At 68.7% G+C, this 18790-nt stretch carries 17 protein-coding genes; 8 read left to right on the top strand and 9 right to left on the bottom strand.

Annotated elements, in window-relative coordinates; translation table 11 throughout:
* The first annotated feature begins 3 nt into the window (after nt 1-3).
* Together acs and DMB37_RS32350 are read left to right on the top strand one after the other, a co-directional pair.
* Entirely contained in the window at nt 4-1947 is a 1944-nt protein-coding gene (gene acs / locus DMB37_RS32355) for an acetate--CoA ligase (protein ID WP_135235907.1), read from the top strand.
* Between the two features lie 112 nt (nt 1948-2059).
* Nucleotides 2060-2995: a PHB depolymerase family esterase gene (locus DMB37_RS32350; protein WP_135235906.1), complete on the top strand. Its 936-nt coding sequence runs from the start codon at nt 2060-2062 to the stop codon at nt 2993-2995.
* 138 nt (nt 2996-3133) lie between these two features.
* Here the strand turns inward: DMB37_RS32350 and DMB37_RS32345 are convergent, their stop codons facing one another.
* The 3 genes from DMB37_RS32345 to DMB37_RS32335 are packed head-to-tail and all read right to left on the bottom strand — an operon-like array spanning nt 3134 to nt 4942.
* Complete coding sequence (locus tag DMB37_RS32345) at nt 3134-3421, bottom strand: type II toxin-antitoxin system Phd/YefM family antitoxin (protein WP_135237952.1); 288 nt, start codon at nt 3419-3421, stop codon at nt 3134-3136.
* A 46-nt stretch (nt 3422-3467) separates the two neighbouring features.
* Nucleotides 3468-4046 (bottom strand): NADPH-dependent FMN reductase, encoded by a 579-nt coding sequence (locus tag DMB37_RS32340; RefSeq protein ID WP_135235905.1) that lies wholly within the window; start codon nt 4044-4046, stop codon nt 3468-3470.
* A complete protein-coding gene (locus DMB37_RS32335) occupies nt 4043-4942 on the bottom strand; it encodes an alpha/beta fold hydrolase (protein WP_135235904.1) in 900 nt (299 codons plus the stop codon). The genes DMB37_RS32340 and DMB37_RS32335 overlap by 4 nt, the downstream gene beginning before the upstream one ends.
* Before the next feature lie 114 nt (nt 4943-5056).
* On the opposite strand from DMB37_RS32335, the gene DMB37_RS32330 reads away from it, so the two are divergent.
* Both DMB37_RS32330 and DMB37_RS32325 read left to right on the top strand, forming a co-directional pair.
* Nucleotides 5057-8359 carry a BTAD domain-containing putative transcriptional regulator gene (locus DMB37_RS32330; protein WP_135235903.1) on the top strand — a complete coding sequence of 1101 codons (3303 nt, stop codon included), beginning with the start codon at nt 5057-5059 and terminating at the stop codon, nt 8357-8359.
* 268 nt (nt 8360-8627) lie between these two features.
* Entirely contained in the window at nt 8628-9059 is a 432-nt protein-coding gene (locus DMB37_RS32325; RefSeq protein WP_135235902.1) for a Rieske (2Fe-2S) protein, read from the top strand.
* On the opposite strand, the gene DMB37_RS32320 is transcribed toward DMB37_RS32325, so the two are convergent.
* The 3 genes from DMB37_RS32320 to DMB37_RS32310 all read right to left on the bottom strand — a co-directional run bounded on the left by DMB37_RS32320 (nt 9056) and on the right by DMB37_RS32310 (nt 11265).
* Nucleotides 9056-9517, bottom strand: coding sequence for a VOC family protein (locus DMB37_RS32320; protein ID WP_135235901.1), 462 nt, complete (start codon nt 9515-9517; stop codon nt 9056-9058). The two genes, DMB37_RS32325 and DMB37_RS32320, sit on opposite strands and share 4 nt — an antisense overlap.
* A gap of 81 nt (nt 9518-9598) precedes the next feature.
* Nucleotides 9599-10324, bottom strand: coding sequence for a hypothetical protein (locus DMB37_RS32315; protein WP_240771753.1), 726 nt, complete (start codon nt 10322-10324; stop codon nt 9599-9601).
* Nucleotides 10312-11265, bottom strand: a complete 954-nt coding sequence (locus DMB37_RS32310; RefSeq protein ID WP_107655182.1) for a hypothetical protein — start codon at nt 11263-11265, stop codon at nt 10312-10314. The genes DMB37_RS32315 and DMB37_RS32310 overlap by 13 nt, the downstream gene beginning before the upstream one ends.
* Nucleotides 11266-11341: 76 nt before the next feature.
* On the opposite strand from DMB37_RS32310, the gene lspA reads away from it, so the two are divergent.
* From lspA to DMB37_RS32295, 3 genes are read left to right on the top strand one after another with little or no spacing between them, the layout of a single operon-like run.
* Nucleotides 11342-11974 (top strand): signal peptidase II, encoded by a 633-nt coding sequence (gene lspA, locus DMB37_RS32305; protein WP_135235900.1) that lies wholly within the window; start codon nt 11342-11344, stop codon nt 11972-11974.
* Nucleotides 11971-12897, top strand: a complete 927-nt coding sequence (locus tag DMB37_RS32300) for an RluA family pseudouridine synthase (protein ID WP_107655180.1) — start codon at nt 11971-11973, stop codon at nt 12895-12897. The genes lspA and DMB37_RS32300 overlap by 4 nt, the downstream gene beginning before the upstream one ends.
* Nucleotides 12890-13558 (top strand): hypothetical protein, encoded by a 669-nt coding sequence (locus tag DMB37_RS32295; RefSeq protein ID WP_135235899.1) that lies wholly within the window; start codon nt 12890-12892, stop codon nt 13556-13558. The genes DMB37_RS32300 and DMB37_RS32295 overlap by 8 nt, the downstream gene beginning before the upstream one ends.
* A 147-nt stretch (nt 13559-13705) precedes the next feature.
* Here the strand turns inward: DMB37_RS32295 and DMB37_RS32290 are convergent, their stop codons facing one another.
* Entirely contained in the window at nt 13706-14674 is a 969-nt protein-coding gene (locus tag DMB37_RS32290; RefSeq protein WP_206055051.1) for a S9 family peptidase, read from the bottom strand.
* A gap of 36 nt (nt 14675-14710) precedes the next feature.
* On the opposite strand from DMB37_RS32290, the gene DMB37_RS32285 reads away from it, so the two are divergent.
* Entirely contained in the window at nt 14711-15241 is a 531-nt protein-coding gene (locus DMB37_RS32285) for a helix-turn-helix domain-containing protein (RefSeq protein ID WP_135235897.1), read from the top strand.
* Nucleotides 15242-15449: 208 nt separating this feature from the next.
* On the opposite strand, the gene DMB37_RS32280 is transcribed toward DMB37_RS32285, so the two are convergent.
* Together DMB37_RS32280 and DMB37_RS32275 are read right to left on the bottom strand one after the other, a co-directional pair.
* The gene (locus DMB37_RS32280; protein ID WP_135235896.1) at nt 15450-16268 is read right to left on the bottom strand and encodes a PhzF family phenazine biosynthesis protein; all 819 of its coding nucleotides are present in this window, start codon (nt 16266-16268) and stop codon (nt 15450-15452) included.
* Nucleotides 16269-16332: 64 nt separating this feature from the next.
* On the bottom strand, nt 16333-18771 hold the full coding sequence (locus DMB37_RS32275) for an HAD-IC family P-type ATPase (protein ID WP_135235895.1): 2439 nt from the start codon (nt 18769-18771) through the stop codon (nt 16333-16335).
* Nucleotides 18772-18790 lie beyond the last annotated feature (19 nt).

Raw genomic sequence — 18790 nt, 5'->3', positions numbered from 1 at the left:
CGCGTGACCAGCGCAACCACCGATGCCCGCGACACCACACCGGTGTCCTACCCGCCCAGCGAAACTTTCGTTGCGACGGCCAACGCCGATGCGGGCCGCTACGACCGCGCGGCAGCGGATCGGCTGGAATTCTGGGCCGAGCAGGCGCACAGGCTGTACTGGGAACAGCCGTGGACGCAGGTTCTGGACTGGAGTGGCGCGCCGGTCGCGCAGTGGTTTGTCGGCGGCAAGCTCAACGTCGCTTACAACTGCGTCGACCGGCACGTGCTGGACGGGCACGGTGACCAGGTCGCCATTCACTGGGAAGGCGAGCCCGGCGACTCACGCGATATCACCTACGGCGAACTCCGCGACGAGGTGTCCAGGGCGGCAAACTATTTGACAGAGTTGGGGCTGCGCGCGGGCGATCGGGTCGCCATCTACATGCCTATGGTCCCCGAGGCCATCGTGTCGATGCTGGCCTGCGCCCGGCTCGGTCTCACCCATTCGGTGGTGTTCGCCGGCTTCTCCCCCACCGCGCTACGCCAGCGGGTGGACGACGCCGGGGCACGGCTGGTGATCACCACCGATGGGCAATGGCGGCGCGGCACGGCGGCGCCACTCAAGGCGGCCGTCGACGAGGCGCTCGGCGGTGCGCCGTCGACCGTCGAGCACGTTCTCGTGGTGCGCCGCACCAACATCGAGGTGCCGTGGACCGAAGGTCGCGACCTGTGGTGGCACGACACCGTCACCGATGCCTCGCCCGAGCACGAGGCGCAGGCCTTCGATGCCGAGCACCCGCTGTTCATCCTCTACACCTCCGGCACCACCGGAAAGCCGAAGGGCATCCTGCACACCTCCGGCGGCTATCTGACCCAGGCGTCCTACACCCACCACAACGTCTTCGATCACAAAGCGGGACAAGACGTCTACTGGTGCACCGCCGACATCGGCTGGGTCACCGGACACAGCTACATCGTCTACGGACCACTGTCCAACCGCGCCACCCAGGTGATCTACGAGGGCACGCCCAACTCGCCCGACGAGCACCGGCACTTCCAGATCATCGAAAAGTACGGCGTCAGCATCTATTACACGGCGCCCACCCTGGTGCGCACCTTCATGAAGTGGGGTCGTCAGATCCCCGACGCGCACGATCTGTCCTCGCTGCGCCTGCTCGGCAGTGTCGGTGAGCCGATCAACCCCGAAGCCTGGCGCTGGTACCGAGAAGTCATCGGCGGCAACCGGACTCCGATCGTGGACACCTGGTGGCAGACCGAGACCGGCGCCATCATGATCTCGCCGCTGCCCGGCGTCACCGCGACCAAGCCCGGCGCGGCGATGGCGCCGCTGCCCGGCATCTCGGCGAAGGTGGTCGACGACGACGGCACCGAACTCGGCCGAGGCGCCGCCGGACTGCTGGTGCTCGATCAGCCGTGGCCGTCGATGCTGCGCGGCATCTGGGGCGACATGGAGCGCTTCCGGACGACCTACTGGGACCGATTCGCCGGTGACGGTTGGTATTTCGCCGGCGACGGGGCCAAGCTCGACGCCGACGGCGACCTGTGGGTGCTCGGGCGGGTGGACGACGTGATGAACGTGTCCGGCCACCGGATCTCCACCGCCGAAATCGAATCCGCGCTCGTGGGACACCCTGCCGTCGCCGAGGCCGCGGTCGTCGGGGCCACCGACGAGACCACCGGTCAGGCCATCGTCGCCTTTGTCATCCTGACCGCCGAGGGCAAAGACACCGGCGACGCGCTCGTCACCGAGCTGAAACGCGCGGTGTCGCAGGAGATCAGCCCCATTGCCCGGCCGCGTGAGATCCATCTCGTCCCTGAGCTGCCCAAAACGCGCAGCGGCAAGATCATGCGCAGGCTGCTGCGCGACATCGCCGAGGGGCGTGAGCTGGGCGATACCTCGACCTTGGTCGATCCCAAGGTTTTCGAGGCCATCGCCCGCGGGTAGCACCCGCTCCCGCGACGGACCCGGCCACCCGAAATGGCGATGAGGGGACGGGTCCGTCGCCAAGGGAATCAGGGTCATGCCTGATCAGGCGGCCAGCGGTTAGGCTTCCGGTGTGCGAGTCACCGAGCTTCGCCTCTCCGCCGTCCTCCTGTTGATCGCCGCCTGTCTGCTGGTCGGCGCGCCAGGGGCGCAAGCGCAGATCGATCGGCGCTGCTTCACCAACGACGCGGGAACCCGCTGCTACTACCTGCACGTGCCGCCCGGTGCGACCGCGGGCAAGCCGCTGATGGTGTATCTGCACGGGTGCGACGATCCGCTCGCCCACCCCAGGCCGTCCGGCTTCTCGCTCACCCGGGTGGCCGACGAGATGGGTTTCGTGCTCGCGTACCCGTTGCAGGATCAGGCAGCGAACCGGCAGCAGTGCTGGAACTGGGACAAGGCCGAGAACCAGCAGCGCGGTCAGGGCGAGCCGTCCATCATCGCCGGTATCACCACCGCGTTGATCCAGGAGTTCCAGCTCGATCGCGCCCGCGTCTACCTCGGCGGCTACTCCGCGGGCGGCGCAACGGTCACCAACCTCGGCGCCACCTACCCCGACCTGTACGCGGCCATCGCCCCCATGGCGGGCGCGCCGTACCGAGCCAGGCTCGAGGGACAGGCGATCATCGACGCGATGGGCCCCCGCGCCCGCCCGATGCCCGCCTTCTTCCTGCAGACCCTCTTCGACCAGATCAGCAATATCGTCATCGGGCGCACGAACCTCGCCCAGTGGCTCGCGGCCGACAACCTCGCCGATCCCGGTTCCGCACCCGCACTGCCGACCAGCACCCAAGTTCTCGTCATCGGCCCCGGCCTGCCGATCCCCCTCACCGTCGAGCACTACGCCAGCCCCCGCGGCTGCGAACTGGCCCAATTCACCACACCCCTGCTCGCCGAGCACGCCCTCGGCGCAGGCCTGCTCCAGCAGGACCACGGCATCGAAATCCAACGCAACCTGATGCGTTTCCTCCTGGCCCACCGCATGCCCCCACCAGCCCAAACCTGCTAGCAAGGTCGAAACCCCCAGCGCCCCACAAGATCCCCCGATCGATCCGAGGTTTCCGATGCGTTCGGCATGGGGTAACCCACCTAACGGCGGACCCGACCACCACTGCGTTGAGGGGGGCCGGGTCCGCCGCCGACCCCGCTACGTCAGATCGTCCGTAGCCCAACGCTTCTTGTGACTCCCGCCGAGGCCGGTCGGGTCAGGACCGAGACGAACCAATTCCTGAACTATCTCCGACGCGGGAATCCACTGTCGTCGCCGAGGCAAGGGAATGATCTTCGCTACCGGACGGTGGTCCCTCCAGATTTCGAACTCTTCACCCGCTTCAACGCGGCGCAGGACCTCTGCGGTGTGATCGCGGAGGTCCTGGGCTGACAGTGCTGTCACGCTACGACTGTAGCGCTCGCGACGGCCGTAGCGGTGGCGCATATCTGCGGACGCCACCACAGAGTTGTTCCGGCTGTTCGGCTGTTCCCTAGCGCACGAAAGGGGTTGTGGTGCGGGCGGTGCGGAGGGCGGTGGCCCACCAGAGGAGCTGGTCTAGGAGGGTGTTGACGGCGGCGTCCAGTTCGGGGTCGCGGCGGGGCCAGGTGCCGTCGGCGGCGAAGCGTTGCCAGGTTTTGGTGATGGTGATGGTGCGGCGGATGGGGACGGCGTTGAGTTCGCCGAAGATCTGGCGGAGCTGGGTGGCGGCGTGGCCGCCGTCGGTGTCGCTGCCGTAGCCGACGACGGTGACGGGTTTGGCGGCCCATTCGGTGTCGAACCAGTCGATGGCGTTCTTCACCGCCGCCGGGAAGCTGCGGTTGTATTCGGGGGTGACCACGATGAAGGCGTCGGCGGCGGCGAGCCGGTCGCCGAGTTCGCGCACGGCGGCGGGGGCCGGTTCGTCGTGGCCGGTCAGTTGGTCGGGCAGGCCGGCGTCGGCCAGATCGATGCGGTCCAGGTCGAGGTCGCGGCGGCGGAGCCGACCGGCGAACCAGTCGGCCACCGTCGGCCCGAACCGCCCGGCGCGGGTGCTGCCGACGATCAGCGCCACCCGCAGCCGGCCGGTCATCGGGTCGCCTTGACGGGGGCGTCGAGGAAGGCCGGGATCATCGGCAGCAGCAGTTCCGGCCGGTGCACCAGGGTGATGTGCGAGGTGCCGGGCAGGATGGCCAGCTGCGAGTCGGGCAGTCCGGCCGGGCTGTCGCCCATGACGCCGCCGCCGAACAAACGGAACATCTCGACCGCGTGCTCGGGCCGGATGATGTCGGAGTCACCGATCACCGTCAGCGTGGGGGCTTTGCTCTGGCGCACCGCCTCTGCCGCGAATACCGGGCTGGCGTTCTGATCGTGTTCGGTCACCCTGGCAACCAGGCGCGGAAAGTCTTCGGGGCGCGGCGCGTTCTTCACATAGTCGTCGTGGAACGGCGAGCCGTGCAGCTGTTCAGGCTTCAGCTCGGCGAGCCCCTCCAGCAGTCCCGGGTGCATCGCACCGGCGTCGAGACCGCCGGCTGCCAGGATCTGCTTACGCACCAATTCCGGGTGGATGAGCGAAATCTGCAGGGCGACACCGGCACCCATGCTGTAGCCGAGGATATCGGCGCGCTGGACGCCGAGTGTGCGCAACAGTGCCACGGTGTCCTCGGCCATCTGCGGCGTGCGTAGCGGGCGGTCGATGTCGGCGGTGCGGCCGTGCGCCTGCTGTTCGACAGCGATCACCTGGCGGGTCTTGGACAGCTCCGGGATAAGCTGGCCGAAGTCGGTGCCGATGCCGGACAGCGCGCCGTGCAGCAGCACCAGCGGCGGCTGCTCGGTCGGCGTGCCGTGCACCTCGTAGTACATGTGCAGACCGTTCACGTCGGCGTAGGCGCCGGGCTTGGCGGCCTCGGCCGGGGCGTCGGCGGTGCCGCAGCCGGTCAGCAGGGCGGTCGCGGCGATGGCGGCGGCGAAGACGGTGGAGAGTTTCATGTCGGGCTCTTTTCGGTGTGTTGTTTCCGTGTTGTCAGCAACTCTGCCGGGGCCACCTTCCGGTTTGTTTACGGTGTGATTCCGCTGGACAACACCGTCGCTAAGCTGCCTCGTATGCGTTTCGGTGTGCTCGGTCCGTTGGCGGTCTGGACGGATTCCGGCACACCCGTGCCCATCCCCGGCACCAAGGTGCGCGCCCTGCTGGCGGACCTCCTGGTCAATGCCGGACAACCGGTGTCCGGTGATCGGCTCATCGACGACATCTGGGCCGACGAACCGCCTGGCAATCCGGCGGGCACCCTGGCCGCCAAGGCCTCCCAGCTGCGCCGGGCACTGGAGGACGCCGAGCCGGGCGCCCGCCACCTGGTGGTCTCGCCGCCGCCGGGCTACCGGCTCGCCTGCACCGAGCTCGACGCATTGCGCTTCCGCACGCTGGTGGCGACCGCCCGCGAGACGTCCGAACCGAGTGCCAGAGCCGAGGCACTGAGCGAGGCGCTCGGGCTGTGGCGCGGACCGGCGTTCGCGGACTTCCGCGACGCCGCCTTCGCGCAACCCGCCATCGCGCAACTGGAGGAGCAGCGGCTCGTCGCGGTGGAAGAACTGGCCGAGACGCGCCTGTCACTCGGCGAATACCGCGACGTCGCTAGCGAACTCGCCACCATAGTCACCGAACATCCACTGCGCGAACGACTTCGCGGCGCTCAGCTCCGGGCGCTGTACGGTGCGGGACGACAGGCCGAGGCACTCGACAGCTACGAGGACCTGCGCAGGCAACTGGCCGACGAACTCGGTCTCGACCCGAGCCCGGAATTGGTTGCGCTGCAACGCTCGATCCTCGGCCAGGACCTCGAGCTCGCCGCGCCACGGCCGGAAACGGTGCTGCGGCGGCGCAGTTCCAACATCCCCGCCCAGCGCACGGAGCTCATCGGCCGTGCAACAGACCTCGCCGAGCTGCGGCGCGTCGTCGCCGATACCCGGCTCGTCACGCTGACCGGTCCCGGCGGGGTCGGCAAAACCCGGCTCGCGCTGGCCGCGGCGACCGCGCTCACCGACCGATTCCCGCACGGCACTTGGCTGGTCGAGTTGGCGCCGCTACAGCCGGCCGCGGCCGACGGCGCCACCTTCCTCGTCGACGCGGTATCCCAGGTGCTCGGCATCCGCGCAAGCGACGGCGCCGACCCGGTCGAGCTGCTGTGCGAGGTGCTCGCCGAGCAGGAACTACTGCTGGTGCTGGACAACTGCGAACACGTGGTGGAGCACGCCGCCGATCTCGCCGAACTGCTGCTCGGCGCGGCGCCGAACCTGCACATCCTGGCCACCAGCCAAGAGCAACTGCGCCTGCCCGGCGAGGACGTCGTCGCGGTCGAGCCACTCGCGGTACCCGCATCGCACGCCGACGTCGCCGACCTCGAACAAACCAGCGCGGTACAGCTTTTCGTCGCCCGGGCCCGGGCGAGCGCCCGTGATTTCGTTCTCGACGCCGACACCGCCGAACCGATCGCGACGCTGTGCCGCAGGCTCGACGGCATCCCGCTGGCCCTGGAACTTGCGGCGACCCGGGTGCGTGCGCTCGGTGTCCACGAGATGGTCGCCCGCCTCGATGACAGGTTCCGCCTGCTCGCTACCGGGCACCGTGGTGCGCCGCCGCGACAGCAGACGCTCACGGCGATGATCGACTGGAGTTGGGAGCTGCTCGACGCGACCGAGCAGGCGGTGTTGCGGCGGTTGGCGGTGCATGCGGGTGGGTGCACGCTCGATGCTGCCGAAATTGTTTGCGCCACAGGTTGGTTCGAGGAGGCCAACCAGGCAGTCCTGCCCGCCGGGCAGCGCTCCGGCACGAGTCCGCACGCTCAGCCCACGCCCGACCATGCGCCGCTCGATGAATCCACCATCGCCGATGTCGTTGCCCGGCTGGTGGACCGGTCACTCGTGCAGGCCACGGGCCGGCGTTATCGACTGCTGGAGTCGGTCGCGGCGTTCAGCCTCGATCGGCTGGCCGAGGCCGGCGAGTTCGATGCGGTGCATCGGGCGCACCATCGGTACTACCTGACACTGGCCGAGCAGGCGGCACCCGAGCTGCACGGCGCAGATCAGCAACGATGGTTACGTCGATTGGACGCCGAGGCCGCGAATCTGCGTGCGGCATTAGCCGGATTCGTTCGGGCAGGCGCCGCCGACGAGGCCTTGCGGCTGGTCAGCGCACTCGCCTGGCATTGGCTGCTACGCGGGCGGTTGACCGAAGCCCGGCGCTGGTTCGACAGCGCGCTGGCGCTGGGCGGTTCGGCACGACAACGCGCGTCCGCACTCGCCTGGCGGGTCGGGTTCACCTTCCAGCAGGGTGAATTCGCCGACGGCGCGGCCAGGCGGCGCGAAATCGCGGCCATGTACGACACCGTCGATGATCCGGCGGGCCGGACGCGCGCCGACCTGTTCCTCGCCTTCTCCGCTCTCGAATCCGGCGACATCCCCGAGCTGGAAGCCCTGGTGCACCAGGCACTTCCGGTCTGCGAGCAGCTCGGTGACCGCTGGGCCGTCGCGTTCGGCCAGGTCTGCCTGGCGAAAGCCGCACACAGCCGCGCCGACCTGACCGCGCTCGAACAGCACGCCCGCGCCGCCGCCCGGCTGTTCGCCGAGATCGATGACCGCTGGGGCAGGCTGCAAGCCGCCGAGTGGCTCGGCGGCCTCGCCGAACTGACCGGTGACCTGCCCGGCGCAACAGACATCCACACCGAGGCCCTGGGTTTGGCACAGGAGCTGGAGCTGTGGGGTCAGGTCTGCACCCATCTCTGCTGGCTCGGCTGGATCGCCATGCAGCACACCGAGTTCGATCGCGCTGAAGTCCTCGCCGAGCAGGCCGTGCGGATCGCCACCGAACACGGTTACGCGCCCGGTCGTCTCTTCGCCTCCGTCGTCCTCGCTTATACCGCCCGCCGCAACGGCAAACCCGATGTCGCCGAACACATTCTGCGCGAAATCCTCGCCACCGCCCCGGCCGACGGCGAGGAGACACCGCTGTTCGTGCCCATGCTCCAGGTCGAGCTGGGCTACCTCCTCGAACACCACGGTGACCCATCCGCCGCCCTCGCCATGCACCTGATGGCCCTCGACGGCGCCCAGCGCATCGAGGCCCCGCGCGACACCACGTTCGCACTGGCCGCACTCGGATCAGCCGCGGCGGCCCTCGGTGAATTCGACACCGCCGCCCAGCTTCTCGGTGCCGCCCACACCGTGCGTGCGGACAACGGCATCCCCGTTCTCCCCGCTGAACGCCCGGACATCGACCGCCCCACCGCGATCACTCGTGCCGCCCTAGGCGAAACCGCCTTCGAGGCAGCCTTCACCGCGGGCTCGGCCCTGACCGTCCAGGCTGCCCGCAACCTGGCCGCGAAAGCCAACGTGGCACCGGCCCGTGGCTAGCTGGAGCGACTGAACGTCGCGGTCCACCGCGAGCAGAGTGGATCACCGGCGCGAGGGCCGCTGGCCGCCGCGCGATGTCCGACTTCGCCGCGATCCCCCGTTGTGGCCGACCCGACGCGTTCATCCCGAACGCCACAGGCCAGCCGCGCATGCCCGGTTGAACCGTTGGGTCCCCCATCCCGTGGATAAGGCGAGGAGCGGCACAGCCCACAGTTGCGGAATCGCTCCCCGGCCGTCCGACGACGGCAGCACATCGAGGAGATCGACCATGTCCACCGACGAATCGGCTTTCACCCGACGCGGCGTAGTCACCGCAGGCGCGGTGGTCGCAGCGGCGGCGCTGACCGCATGCACCACCTCCGGCAGGGAAAACGCCACTCCCGCACCGAAAGAAACACCGGCGGGCCCGGGTCAATCCGCCGGCAACACGCTCGCCAAGACCGCCGACATCCCCGTTGGCGGGGGCGTGATCGTCGGCGACACCGTGGTGACCCAGCCGAGCGCAGGCAGCTTCGTCGGCCTGTCCTCGGTCTGCACACATGCCGGCTGCAAGGTCGCCTCGGTGTCCGGCGGCACCATCAACTGCACCTGCCACGGCAGCAAGTACCGTTTGGACGGCTCGGTCTCCAACGGACCCGCTGTCAAGCCGCTGGCCGCGAAACCTGTTCGGGTAGTCGGTGATTCAGTAATTTCGGGCTAGCCGAACAACTCCCGCATCCGCCGATCCATCTCCTCGGGTGCGACGTCTTCGATGTGCGTGGCCACGGTCCAGCGGTGGCCCCACGGATCCTCGAAGGCGCCGCTGCGGTCGCCGTAGAACTGGTCGGCCATCGGGCTGAGTTCCCTGGCGCCCGCGGCGATCGCGGCGCCGAAGGCGGCATCGGCGTCCTCGACGTAGACATGCAGATTGACGGGCGTGCCGCCGACCTGCTTCGGGTCCCGGAAATCCATCTCCTCGGACGGGTCGCCGATCATGACGAGCGAATTACCGAACATCAGCTCGCAATGCGCGACCTTGCCGTCCGGCCCCGGCATGCGCATCCGCTCCGATGCGCCGAAAACGTGCTTGTAGAAATCGATCGCGGCCGCGGCGCCGTCGATCGCGAGGCCCGGCGACAACACTGGGTAGCCGTCGGGCACTGGCTTGACATCAGACATGAGAAACCTCCGTCGAGGCGGTGTGTCGGACCTGTCGAGCCTAGCTCCGCGACACCCTGCCTCACGGCGAATCCGCCCTGATCAAGGCCCCGAAACACCCTGTAGCCTGCGCACCTGCGCGGCGGTGAGATCGCTGAGCACCCCCGGCTCGACAGGTTCCGGCGCGGTCACCGCAACCTGTGCCAAGGTGCTGCCGACCTGCACGATCGCGACCGCCGAATGCAGCGTCAACCCATCGCTGCTGGTACGCACCTGAAAGGCAGTGACCGCGTCACCGCCCTGCGGTGGCGGAAAACCACCGATCCGGTAATCCACCGCTATATCCGTGGCATCCGCACCGGAATAGTGGGCGCACCGGCGCAACAACGCCTGCACGTCCGAAAACGCGGGCGCTAGAGCTGCATTCGGAAAACTCGCCGCGTCGATATCGATGCTGGAGAAATTCGGGCCTGCATATTGAATAGACGCCTGAGCGAGCGCGCCCGGCCGCTGCGCACCCAGTGGTGTGAGCACCTTCGCGCATTCCGCCGGATCGGTCGGCGAGCCCTGCACCCCGGCGGGCGCCTCGGCCCTGGTGGGCAGCGCGGTGAAGTTCGGCGGCAGATTCTTGCTGGTCAGCAGCTGATCACGCAGCCGATCGGCATCCGCGATCGGCGCACCGGTCACCGGCGCGGCGGCCGTGACCGGACCCAGCGGCGGCAAGTCCGGCGTCTGCGGCGCGGCCGACTTCGACGATCCGCACGCCGCGACGAGCGCGGCGGTCGCGGCGACGAGCAGCAGGCCGCAGCCGCGGGTCACTCGGTCCACGACACCTGCGTATCGATCGTCTGCTGCAACACACTCTCGGTGCGCGGGTCGCGATAGCCCTGATGACCGCCGACGGTGATCGTGCCCGCGACCGGCAGTGGCAGTCCGAGATCGACGGTGATCGTGCCGGTGCCCTGCATGACGTAGTCCTGGATATCGAGCTTGCCCGCGTTGTTGGGCAGGTTCCACACCGCCGACTTCGGCTGCTGGATGACATCGAGCTCGATGGTCAGCCGGTCACCGTCGCGCTTGGTCAGCGTCGCCGTGGTGACCTGGTCGAGGGTGACCCCGCCGCTGATCTCCTGCCGCACCGTCCAGACCGCGCCCTCGCCGACCGGCTGATCGGGAAACGCGATCGAGCGGTAGACCGCCTGATAGAAGGCTTGTTCCAGCGCGGCTCGCGCCGGGTTGGAGGTGTCGGGCGACGGTTCGAGCCGCAGCGCGGTGATGGCGCCGAGGTCGCTGAGGTCGAATCCGGCGTGCGAACCGCCGGTCTTGGTGAGCGCCTTGGCCAGCGCCGGATCGGGCGTGGTGACGGTGCCCAGGGTGAGATCGATGCCCTCGGCGTCGGTCTGCGCCGTCATCGGGATCGACAGGGCGGGCGCGGAGAAGTCGCGCGCGGGTTGATCGTTGATCTGCTGCGCGATCCGGTGCGAGGTATGCAGCGTCACCCGCTGCACGGTGCCCGCCGGGTAGTCACGGCGCAGCAACGAGCGCGGCTCGGCCCCCGGTGCCACGACATTGGTGATCGCGGCCGGGATCGGCACGGACACTTCTTTGCCGATGCCGAGGGGCTCGGTGCTCTCCGGCTCCGAGCGCGACTCAGCGCCACCGCTGCAACCGGTTCCGAACGCGGTCAGGCCGACCGCCAGCACTATCAGCAACACACCCGACCGCGCGAAGCGCGGGATATGGGGGGAAGACAACACCGTCACGAGCATCAGGGTACGACCGGTTCCTGAGTGTCAGCTGGGTCTTGCGGGTGACCACTGCACAAGGTGTCGGATAGCTCGAGCGATGATGGTGCGTGTGAGTGACGACCCGCCGCCCGAGGAGAACCCAGCGAACACCGCCGAGGAGGCGAATCCAGCGACTCCGCCCCAGCGGCTGCGGACCTTACTCGTCATCGCGGTCATCCTGCTCGGCCTGGATCTGCTGACCAAATGCCTCGTGGTGGCGAACCTGAAGCCGGGCGAGCCGGTCTCGCTCATCGGTGACTGGGCAAGGCTGAGCCTGGTGCGCAACCCCGGAGCAGCCTTCTCGATGGCGACCGGCATGACCTGGCTGCTGACCTTGGTCGCCACGGCCGTGGTGATCGGCGTCGTGCGCATCGGGCGCACGCTGCGGTCGCTGTGGTGGGCGATCGGCCTCGGCATGGTGCTCGGCGGCGCGCTCGGCAATCTGGTCGATCGGCTGTTCCGGGCGCCGGGGCCGTTGCAGGGGCATGTGGTCGATTTTCTCGCGATCGGCTGGTGGCCGGTGTTCAACGTGGCGGACTCGTCGATCGTCTGCGGCGCGATCCTGCTGGTGGTGTTGACCGTGTTCGGTTTCGAGCCGAACGGGACGCGCACCGGGCGCGACGAGCCCGACACCGCCACCGCCACCGCCGACACCACCGCGAACAAGACCAGCGAAGGAAACACGGCATGAGGGAAACACGGACCATGCCCGTTCCCGACGGGCTCGACGGCATGCGGGTCGACGCGGGCCTGTCCCGGCTGCTCGGCCTGTCCCGTACCGCCGTCGCGGCGCTGGCCGAGGAAGGCTCCGTGCAGCTCGACGGCGTCGCCGCGGGCAAATCCGACCGGCTCGCCGCGGGCGCCTGGCTCGAGGTGATCTTCCCGGAACCCAAGCGGGAGCTCTCGATCGAGGTCGCGCCGGTGGAGGGGATGCGGATCCTCTACGCCGACGACGACATCGTCGCGGTGGACAAGCCGGTCGGCGTCGCGGCGCACACCGGCGTCGGCTGGAGCGGGCCGACCGTGATCGGCGGGCTGGCCGCGGCCGGCTACCGCATCTCCACCTCCGGCGCGCACGAACGGCAGGGCATCGTGCACCGGCTCGACGTCGGCACCTCCGGCGTGATGGTGGTCGCGCAGTCCGAGCACGCGTACACGGTGCTCAAGCGCGCGTTCAAGCAGCGCACCGTGGCCAAGCGGTATCACGCTCTGGTGCAGGGACATCCGGACCCGAGCAGTGGCACCATCGACGCCCCGATCGGGCGGGCCCGCGGCAACGACTGGAAGTTCGCGGTCACCGCGGACGGGCGCCCGAGCATCACGCACTACGACACCGTCGAGGCCTTCCAGGCGGCGAGCCTGCTCGACATCCACCTGGAAACCGGCCGCACCCACCAGATCCGGGTGCATTTCTCCGCGATCCGGCACCCATGCTGCGGTGACCTCACCTACGGCGCGGACCCGCGCCTCGCCGAGCGCCTCGGCCTGGAAAGGCAATGGCTGCATGCCCGTTCGCTCGGCTTCAATCATCCGGCCGACGGGCGCTGGCTGGAGATCACCAGCGAGTACCCGGACGATCTGAAGCACGCCTTGGACGTCCTGCGCAATGCCTGACCGGCGGACGCTGCCGCTGGGCCGACTCGCCCTCGCGGCGGCGGCCGTCGCGCTCGTCTTGTTCATCGTGCTGCTCGGTGTGCTGAACCCGCCCCGCAAGGATGGCGTATCCACCGATCGGCTCGGCCCCGAGCAAGGCGAGCAGGTCACGGATTACCTTGCCCGCGCACAGGCTTCGCTGGAGGGCACGGACATCGCCGACCACTGGGCCTTGGTCTCGTTCACCGAACCACTGGTGCCGGAACAGATTCCGCGGCACAGCGGCGGCATGCGGATATCGCAAGTGCTGTACCAGGTTTCGATCCCTCGCGTGCAAACCCCGCTGGTCGCCGTCCCAGTCCCGCAGGGGGACGAGGCGGCTGTCAGCTCCGCCGAGTCGGCGGCCTGGCTGCTCCCCCGCACCGTCGCCGACCAGCGCGCCGCCAGCATCAACGCCCTCGCCGCCGCTCGCCTGCGCTCCGGTTGCGCCTGCACCGTCGGCCTTGTGCTGCGCGGACCACTCGATGGTCTCCGAAACCTCGCCGCGCAAAACGGAATCCGCGCGGTACAAGCCCTGCCGTCCGACGCGGTAGCCGACCGATTCGGCGTAGTGCCGCTGCTGCCCGATCAAGTGGATGTCGTCCAGCCCGGCCCTGACGACGGCCCGGTGCCCGACCAGTAACCACGCGCGGACCGTCGACAACGTGGACCGCACCGAGCGGCCATTGACCTCACGCATCAGTTCGGCCCGCCGCGCGTGCGATTTGCTGCATGATTCGTGCGCGAGTCGGGTAATGATGCGCGGCGCCGAGCCTGGGCTGTCGTTTCGTCAGTGCTGCGCGAGCCAATCGGCGATGTCGGTGATGACGTGCGGGTCTACGTGTTGCGGCGGCGCGTAGTCGGCGGGAGTCGATGGACCGGTACCGGGGAAGAACATGTGGTTGTCCGCGGGATATACGCGGAACATTGTGTCGGCGCGGGATTCGAGGCCCGCTTGCCAGCGGGCAAGATCGTCGGCCACGGTTACCTGATAGTCGCGCTCGCCCTGCAGGACGAGCATGGGCTGCGGCAGCGCCGCGGCGGCAGCGACCTGGTCGTAGCCGCGCATGTCCAGCCAGTAGGCACCACCCATGCCGAAAGGCAGGTCGGCGGAGGGGGTTTCGCGAGACAGGTCCGGGCTGTCCACCACAGCTGCCGCTCGGGTGAAGGTAGCTACCAAAGCATCGGTCTCCGCGCTCGGCGCCACCGATGCCATATAGGTCAGCACACGAACGGACGCGCGGTGCATCGGTTCGGCGTCGGCCGCCAGCAGCACCAGCCCAGCGACGGACGGTTCGGCAGCCGCGACGCGCGGTGCCACCTTGCCGCCCATGCTGTGGCCGACGACGAAAACCCTTGCCGGATCGACATTCCGCGTCCGTTGCAGCAGCCCGATCGCGGCGACGGCGTGCGGCACATATTCGTCGGTCATGGTGAAGTCGGGCTCCTTCGTCACCTCGGGACGAACGTAGGTGATCTTGTCGAAACGCAGCACCGCGACACCGCGACTTGCCAGGCCCCACGCGAGATCACGCAGCGGCTTGTTCGGCCCGAACGTGCAGTCCCGATCGAACGGCCCACCACCGCTGAGCAACACAACGCCGACTCGGGCTCCGTCGCCGTGCGGCATGGTCACCGTGCCTGGCACCGCACGGTCGCCTGCACCAAGGGTGATGTCGTACTCGTCGAACCTGCTGGAGTCGGCGTAGTCCGGGGCGGACCAGGTGGGTTCGGCATGATCCATCTCTTCCGTTCTCATGTTTGAGAACGTTATCAGATATGAGAACATAAGCCCATGGACTCCGTGGAACTGCTCGCCCATCCGGTGCGCTTGCGACTGGTGCACGCACTGCGCGGTGACCGGACACTGACCACCGCGCAGCTGTGCGAACGGCTGCCCGATGTCTCCAAGGCCACCGTGTACCGGCACGTCGAACTACTCGCCGCCGGCGGCATCATGGAAGTAGCTGAGGAACAACGGATTCGGGGCGTGCACGAGCGGCACTACCGGTTGCGCGGCGACCGCGCGGTGATCGACACCGACACCGCCGAATCGCTCACGCTGGAGGATCACCGCCGGGTCTTCGCCATCGCGATGGCCACCCTGCTCGCCGAGTTCAACGCCTACCTGGAACGTCCCGAGGCCGACCCGACCCGCCACGCCGTCGGCTACCGTCAGCACGCGATCTGGCTCAGCGACGACGAGGTGCTCGACCTGATCGCGGGCATGCGCGCGGCGATCCTCCCGAAAATCGCCAACGAGCAGACCCCCGATCGCGCCCAGTACCTACTGAGCCCCATCCTCTTCCCCCTCGAAGGATCTTGAGGCGCGTGTTCGTGGAACGGAACCGACCTCCGCCGGGATGACTCATCCCCGCTCCATCCCGGCGGAGGCCGGACATCACCGCGCCGCGCAGTGTTTCGTGTGCGCCGCGGTGACGAAGCGCGACTCGGCCACGGCGCGACCACATTTCGGTGGCGCCGGGTCGGGATATGAGACCCGGTGGCAGACCGGGCGAGTCGCGGGGTTCGGGTCAGTCCGGTAGCTGCACAACGCCGTCCAGGTAGCGGCGGCACCGGCCGACGAGCAGTACCCGGTCGCCGACGAGCTCGCAGCGCAGGCTGCCGCCGCGCCGGGAGAGCTGGCGGGCGGTGAGTTCGGTGCGGCCGAGTTCCCGGGCCCACAGCGGAACCAGTTGGGCGTGCGCCGATCCGGTGACCGGATCCTCCGGCACGCCGACGCCGGGGGCGAAGAAGCGTGAGACGAAGTCGGCGGTCTCGCCGCGCGCGGTGACGATCGCGCCGCGCGGCAACGGCGGGAAGGCGGTGAAAATCGGTGCGGCGTCGCGGACTTCCTGTTCGCTGGCCACCATGATGACCACGTCGGTGCCGGTGTAGGCGCGTACCGCCTGGACGCCGAGCGCGGCGACCAGCACCACATCGGGGGTCACCTCGGTGGCGGGCACCGCGGGCAGGTCGAGCACGAATTCGTCGTCGTCGGTGCGGTCCACGTGCAGCCAGCCGCTGCGGGTGAAGAAGCTCACCCGGTCCGCGCCGGGGTGCATGTCCTCCAAAATCTGTGCGGCACTGGCCACGGTGGCGTGCCCGCACATGTCGACCTCCACCGCCGGGGTGAACCAGCGCAGGTGGAACGCGGGCCAATCCCCGGGCGGCGCACCGGCCTCCGGCGGTAATTCCGCGGTGTAGAAGGCGGTTTCGGCGAGGTTGTTCTCCTCGGCCAGGTGTTGCAGCAACGAATCCGGGAGCCACGATGAGAGCGGCATCACCGCGGCTGGGTTGCCCGAGAACGGTGCGTCCGCGAACGCGTCGATCTGGTGCAGCAGTACCTCCATATTCGGAGAAGGTACTCCAACACTGAATGATCGCCCCGCACAAGGGTTCTCGCGGCGCGCCGGGTCAGATGTCCAGTTTGCCGGGAACCGCCGTATTCGGGGTCGGGAAGAGTTCGGCCTTCTCCCCCAGCAGGGTCGCGCTCACCCACCACGCGACCTCGACGAGCACGATACCCACAGCGCCACAAATGAATGCGGCGGTGGTGAGCCCGACATTGGACGGATCCAGTTTGAAGAACTCCCGGGTGAACGGGACGCTGAACAGGAAAATGTACGCGCCGACCGACACCGAGATCAGCACCACCTTCCACCACACGTACGGCCGGGCGACGATGGCGAGCACCCATACCGCGATCATGATCAGCGTGATCAGCGCGGTGGTGCCCGCCTGCTCCTTCTGCTGCGCGGACGCCTCCGGACCGGCGTAGGCGATCAGGTAGGCGACGAAGGTGGCCACGCCGATCACCACGCCGGACGGAATCGCCAATCGCATGACGCGACGGACGAATCCGCTGCGGGCGCGCTCGTTGTTGGGCGCGAGCGAGAGGACGAACGCCGGGATGCCGATGGTGAACCAGGCGGCGATCGTGACGTGCCGCGGCAGGAACGGATAACCGATCGGGTCGTAGCCGAAGATCTGCGAGCCGACGCCGGCGATGCCGATCAGGAAGGCGAGCAGCACCGAGTAGACGGTCTTGGTGAGGAACAGATTCGAGACCCGCTCGATATTGCCGATCACCCGGCGACCCTCCCCCACCACGTACGGCAGGGTCGCGAACTTGTTGTCCAGCAAGACGATCTGCGCCACCGCGCGGGTGGCCGGGCTGCCCGCGCCCATCGCGACGCCGATGTCGGCGTCCTTGAGCGCCAGCACGTCGTTCACGCCGTCGCCGGTCATCGCGACGGTGTGGCCGCGCGACTGGAGTGCGGCCACCATGGCGCGCTTCTGGTCCGGGCGGACCCGGCCGAAGGTGGTCTCGTGGTCGAGCACGTCGGCGAGTTGCTCGCGGCCCTCGGGCAATTGGCGCGCGTCGACCGCGTGGTCGCCGCCGGTGAGGTCGAGCGAGGCGGCCACCGCGCCCACCGAGACGGCATTGTCGCCGGAGATCACCTTGATCGAAACATTCTGGCTGGCAAAGTATTCGAGCGTTTCCTTGGCGTCGGGCCGGACCCGCTGCTCCAGCACCACCAGCGCCGCGGGCCGCACGGTACCCGGCGCGTCCGCGGCGTCGACCGGGCGGTCGCTGCGGGCCAGCAGCAGGATGCGCAGCCCCGAGGAGCCGAGTTCCTCTGCCACCCTGGCATCTTCGGACTTCGCGTCGAGCAGCACGTCGGGCGCGCCGAGCAGCCAGTCGCCGTGCTCGCCGTAGGAGCAGCCGCTCCACTTCTTGGCCGAGGAGAACGGTGCGACCGCGGTCCGCGTCCAGCCCGGTCCGTCCGGCAGCGCCTCGGCGATCGCCTGCACGCTCGCGTTCGGGCGCGGATCGTCGGCCGCCAACGCGGCCAGAGCTTGTCGAATGTCGTTGTCGTCGAAGGAATCCAGCGTCTTGATCTCGGACAGGCGCATGCCGTTCTCGGTGAGCGTGCCGGTCTTGTCCGCGCACACCACGTCGACTCGGGCCAGGCCCTCGATGGCGGGCAGCTCCTGCACCAGGCACTGGCGCCTGCCGAGCCGGACCACGCCGACCGCGAAGGCCACCGAGGTCATCAGCACCAGGCCTTCCGGAACCATCGGCACCAGCGCCGCGACCATGCCGGTCACCGCGGGCCGCCACGACTCCTTGCTGGAGACCAGCTGGTTGTAGATGCTCAGCGCACCCGCCGGGATCAGCAGGTAGGTGATCACCTTCAGGATGGTGTCGATACCGCTGCGCAGCTCCGACTTGACCAGGGTGAACTTACTCGCCTCCTCGGCCAGCTTCGCCGCGTACGCGTCCTTGCCGACCTTGGTGGCGCGATAGCAGCCGCTACCGGACACCACGTAGCTGCCCGACATCACCTCAGCGCCGATCTGCTTGTCGATCGGGTCGGCCTCACCGGTGAGCAACGATTCGTCGATCTCCAGCAGCGAGGCCTCCGCGACCTCGCCGTCCACCACGATCTGGTCGCCGGGTCCGAGCTCGATCAGGTCGTCGAGCACCACCTCGCGCGGCGCCAGCTCGACGGACTTGCCGTCGCGGCGCACTGTCGGCTTGGCCTGGCTGACGATGGCCAGCTTGTCCAGGGTGCGCTTGGCGCGGACCTCCTGGATGATGCCGACCGCGCTGTTGGCGACGATCAGCAGTCCGAACATGCCATCGATGATCGATCCGGTGGCCAGCACCAGGATGAACAGCACGCCGAGGATGGCGTTGATCCGGGTGAAGACGTTGGCCCTGACGATGTCGCGGACCGAACGGCTGGCCCGGTCCGGCACATCGTTGGTGAGCCCGTCGCGGCGCCGTTGCTCGACCTCCGCCGCGGTCAATCCGGTGGCAGGCGCGGCCTGCACGCTAGTCGACATGACCGCAAGGCTACGTGAG

Source organism: Nocardia sp. CS682, from assembly GCF_004634405.1.
GTDB classification, from domain to species: domain Bacteria; phylum Actinomycetota; class Actinomycetes; order Mycobacteriales; family Mycobacteriaceae; genus Nocardia; species Nocardia ninae.
The sequence above is the reverse complement of the archived record's forward strand: the minus strand, read 5'-3'. Positions and strand labels throughout refer to the sequence as shown.

Excerpts from the sequence above, each read along its gene's own strand:
- DMB37_RS32345 (WP_135237952.1), bottom strand. The coding sequence starts at position 3,421 with ATGCGCCACCGCTACGGCCGTCGCGAGCGCTACAGTCGTAGCGTGACA.
- DMB37_RS32340 (WP_135235905.1), bottom strand. The coding sequence starts at position 4,046 with ATGACCGGCCGGCTGCGGGTGGCGCTGATCGTCGGCAGCACCCGCGCC.
- DMB37_RS32335 (WP_135235904.1), bottom strand. The coding sequence starts at position 4,942 with ATGAAACTCTCCACCGTCTTCGCCGCCGCCATCGCCGCGACCGCCCTG.
- DMB37_RS32330 (WP_135235903.1), top strand. The coding sequence starts at position 5,057 with ATGCGTTTCGGTGTGCTCGGTCCGTTGGCGGTCTGGACGGATTCCGGC.
- DMB37_RS32325 (WP_135235902.1), top strand. The coding sequence starts at position 8,628 with ATGTCCACCGACGAATCGGCTTTCACCCGACGCGGCGTAGTCACCGCA.
- DMB37_RS32320 (WP_135235901.1), bottom strand. The coding sequence starts at position 9,517 with ATGTCTGATGTCAAGCCAGTGCCCGACGGCTACCCAGTGTTGTCGCCG.
- DMB37_RS32310 (WP_107655182.1), bottom strand. The coding sequence starts at position 11,265 with ATGCTCGTGACGGTGTTGTCTTCCCCCCATATCCCGCGCTTCGCGCGG.
- lspA (WP_135235900.1), top strand. The coding sequence starts at position 11,342 with ATGATGGTGCGTGTGAGTGACGACCCGCCGCCCGAGGAGAACCCAGCG.
- DMB37_RS32300 (WP_107655180.1), top strand. The coding sequence starts at position 11,971 with ATGAGGGAAACACGGACCATGCCCGTTCCCGACGGGCTCGACGGCATG.
- DMB37_RS32295 (WP_135235899.1), top strand. The coding sequence starts at position 12,890 with ATGCCTGACCGGCGGACGCTGCCGCTGGGCCGACTCGCCCTCGCGGCG.
- DMB37_RS32290 (WP_206055051.1), bottom strand. The coding sequence starts at position 14,674 with ATGAGAACGGAAGAGATGGATCATGCCGAACCCACCTGGTCCGCCCCG.
- DMB37_RS32285 (WP_135235897.1), top strand. The coding sequence starts at position 14,711 with ATGGACTCCGTGGAACTGCTCGCCCATCCGGTGCGCTTGCGACTGGTG.
- DMB37_RS32280 (WP_135235896.1), bottom strand. The coding sequence starts at position 16,268 with ATGGAGGTACTGCTGCACCAGATCGACGCGTTCGCGGACGCACCGTTC.
- DMB37_RS32275 (WP_135235895.1), bottom strand. The coding sequence starts at position 18,771 with ATGTCGACTAGCGTGCAGGCCGCGCCTGCCACCGGATTGACCGCGGCG.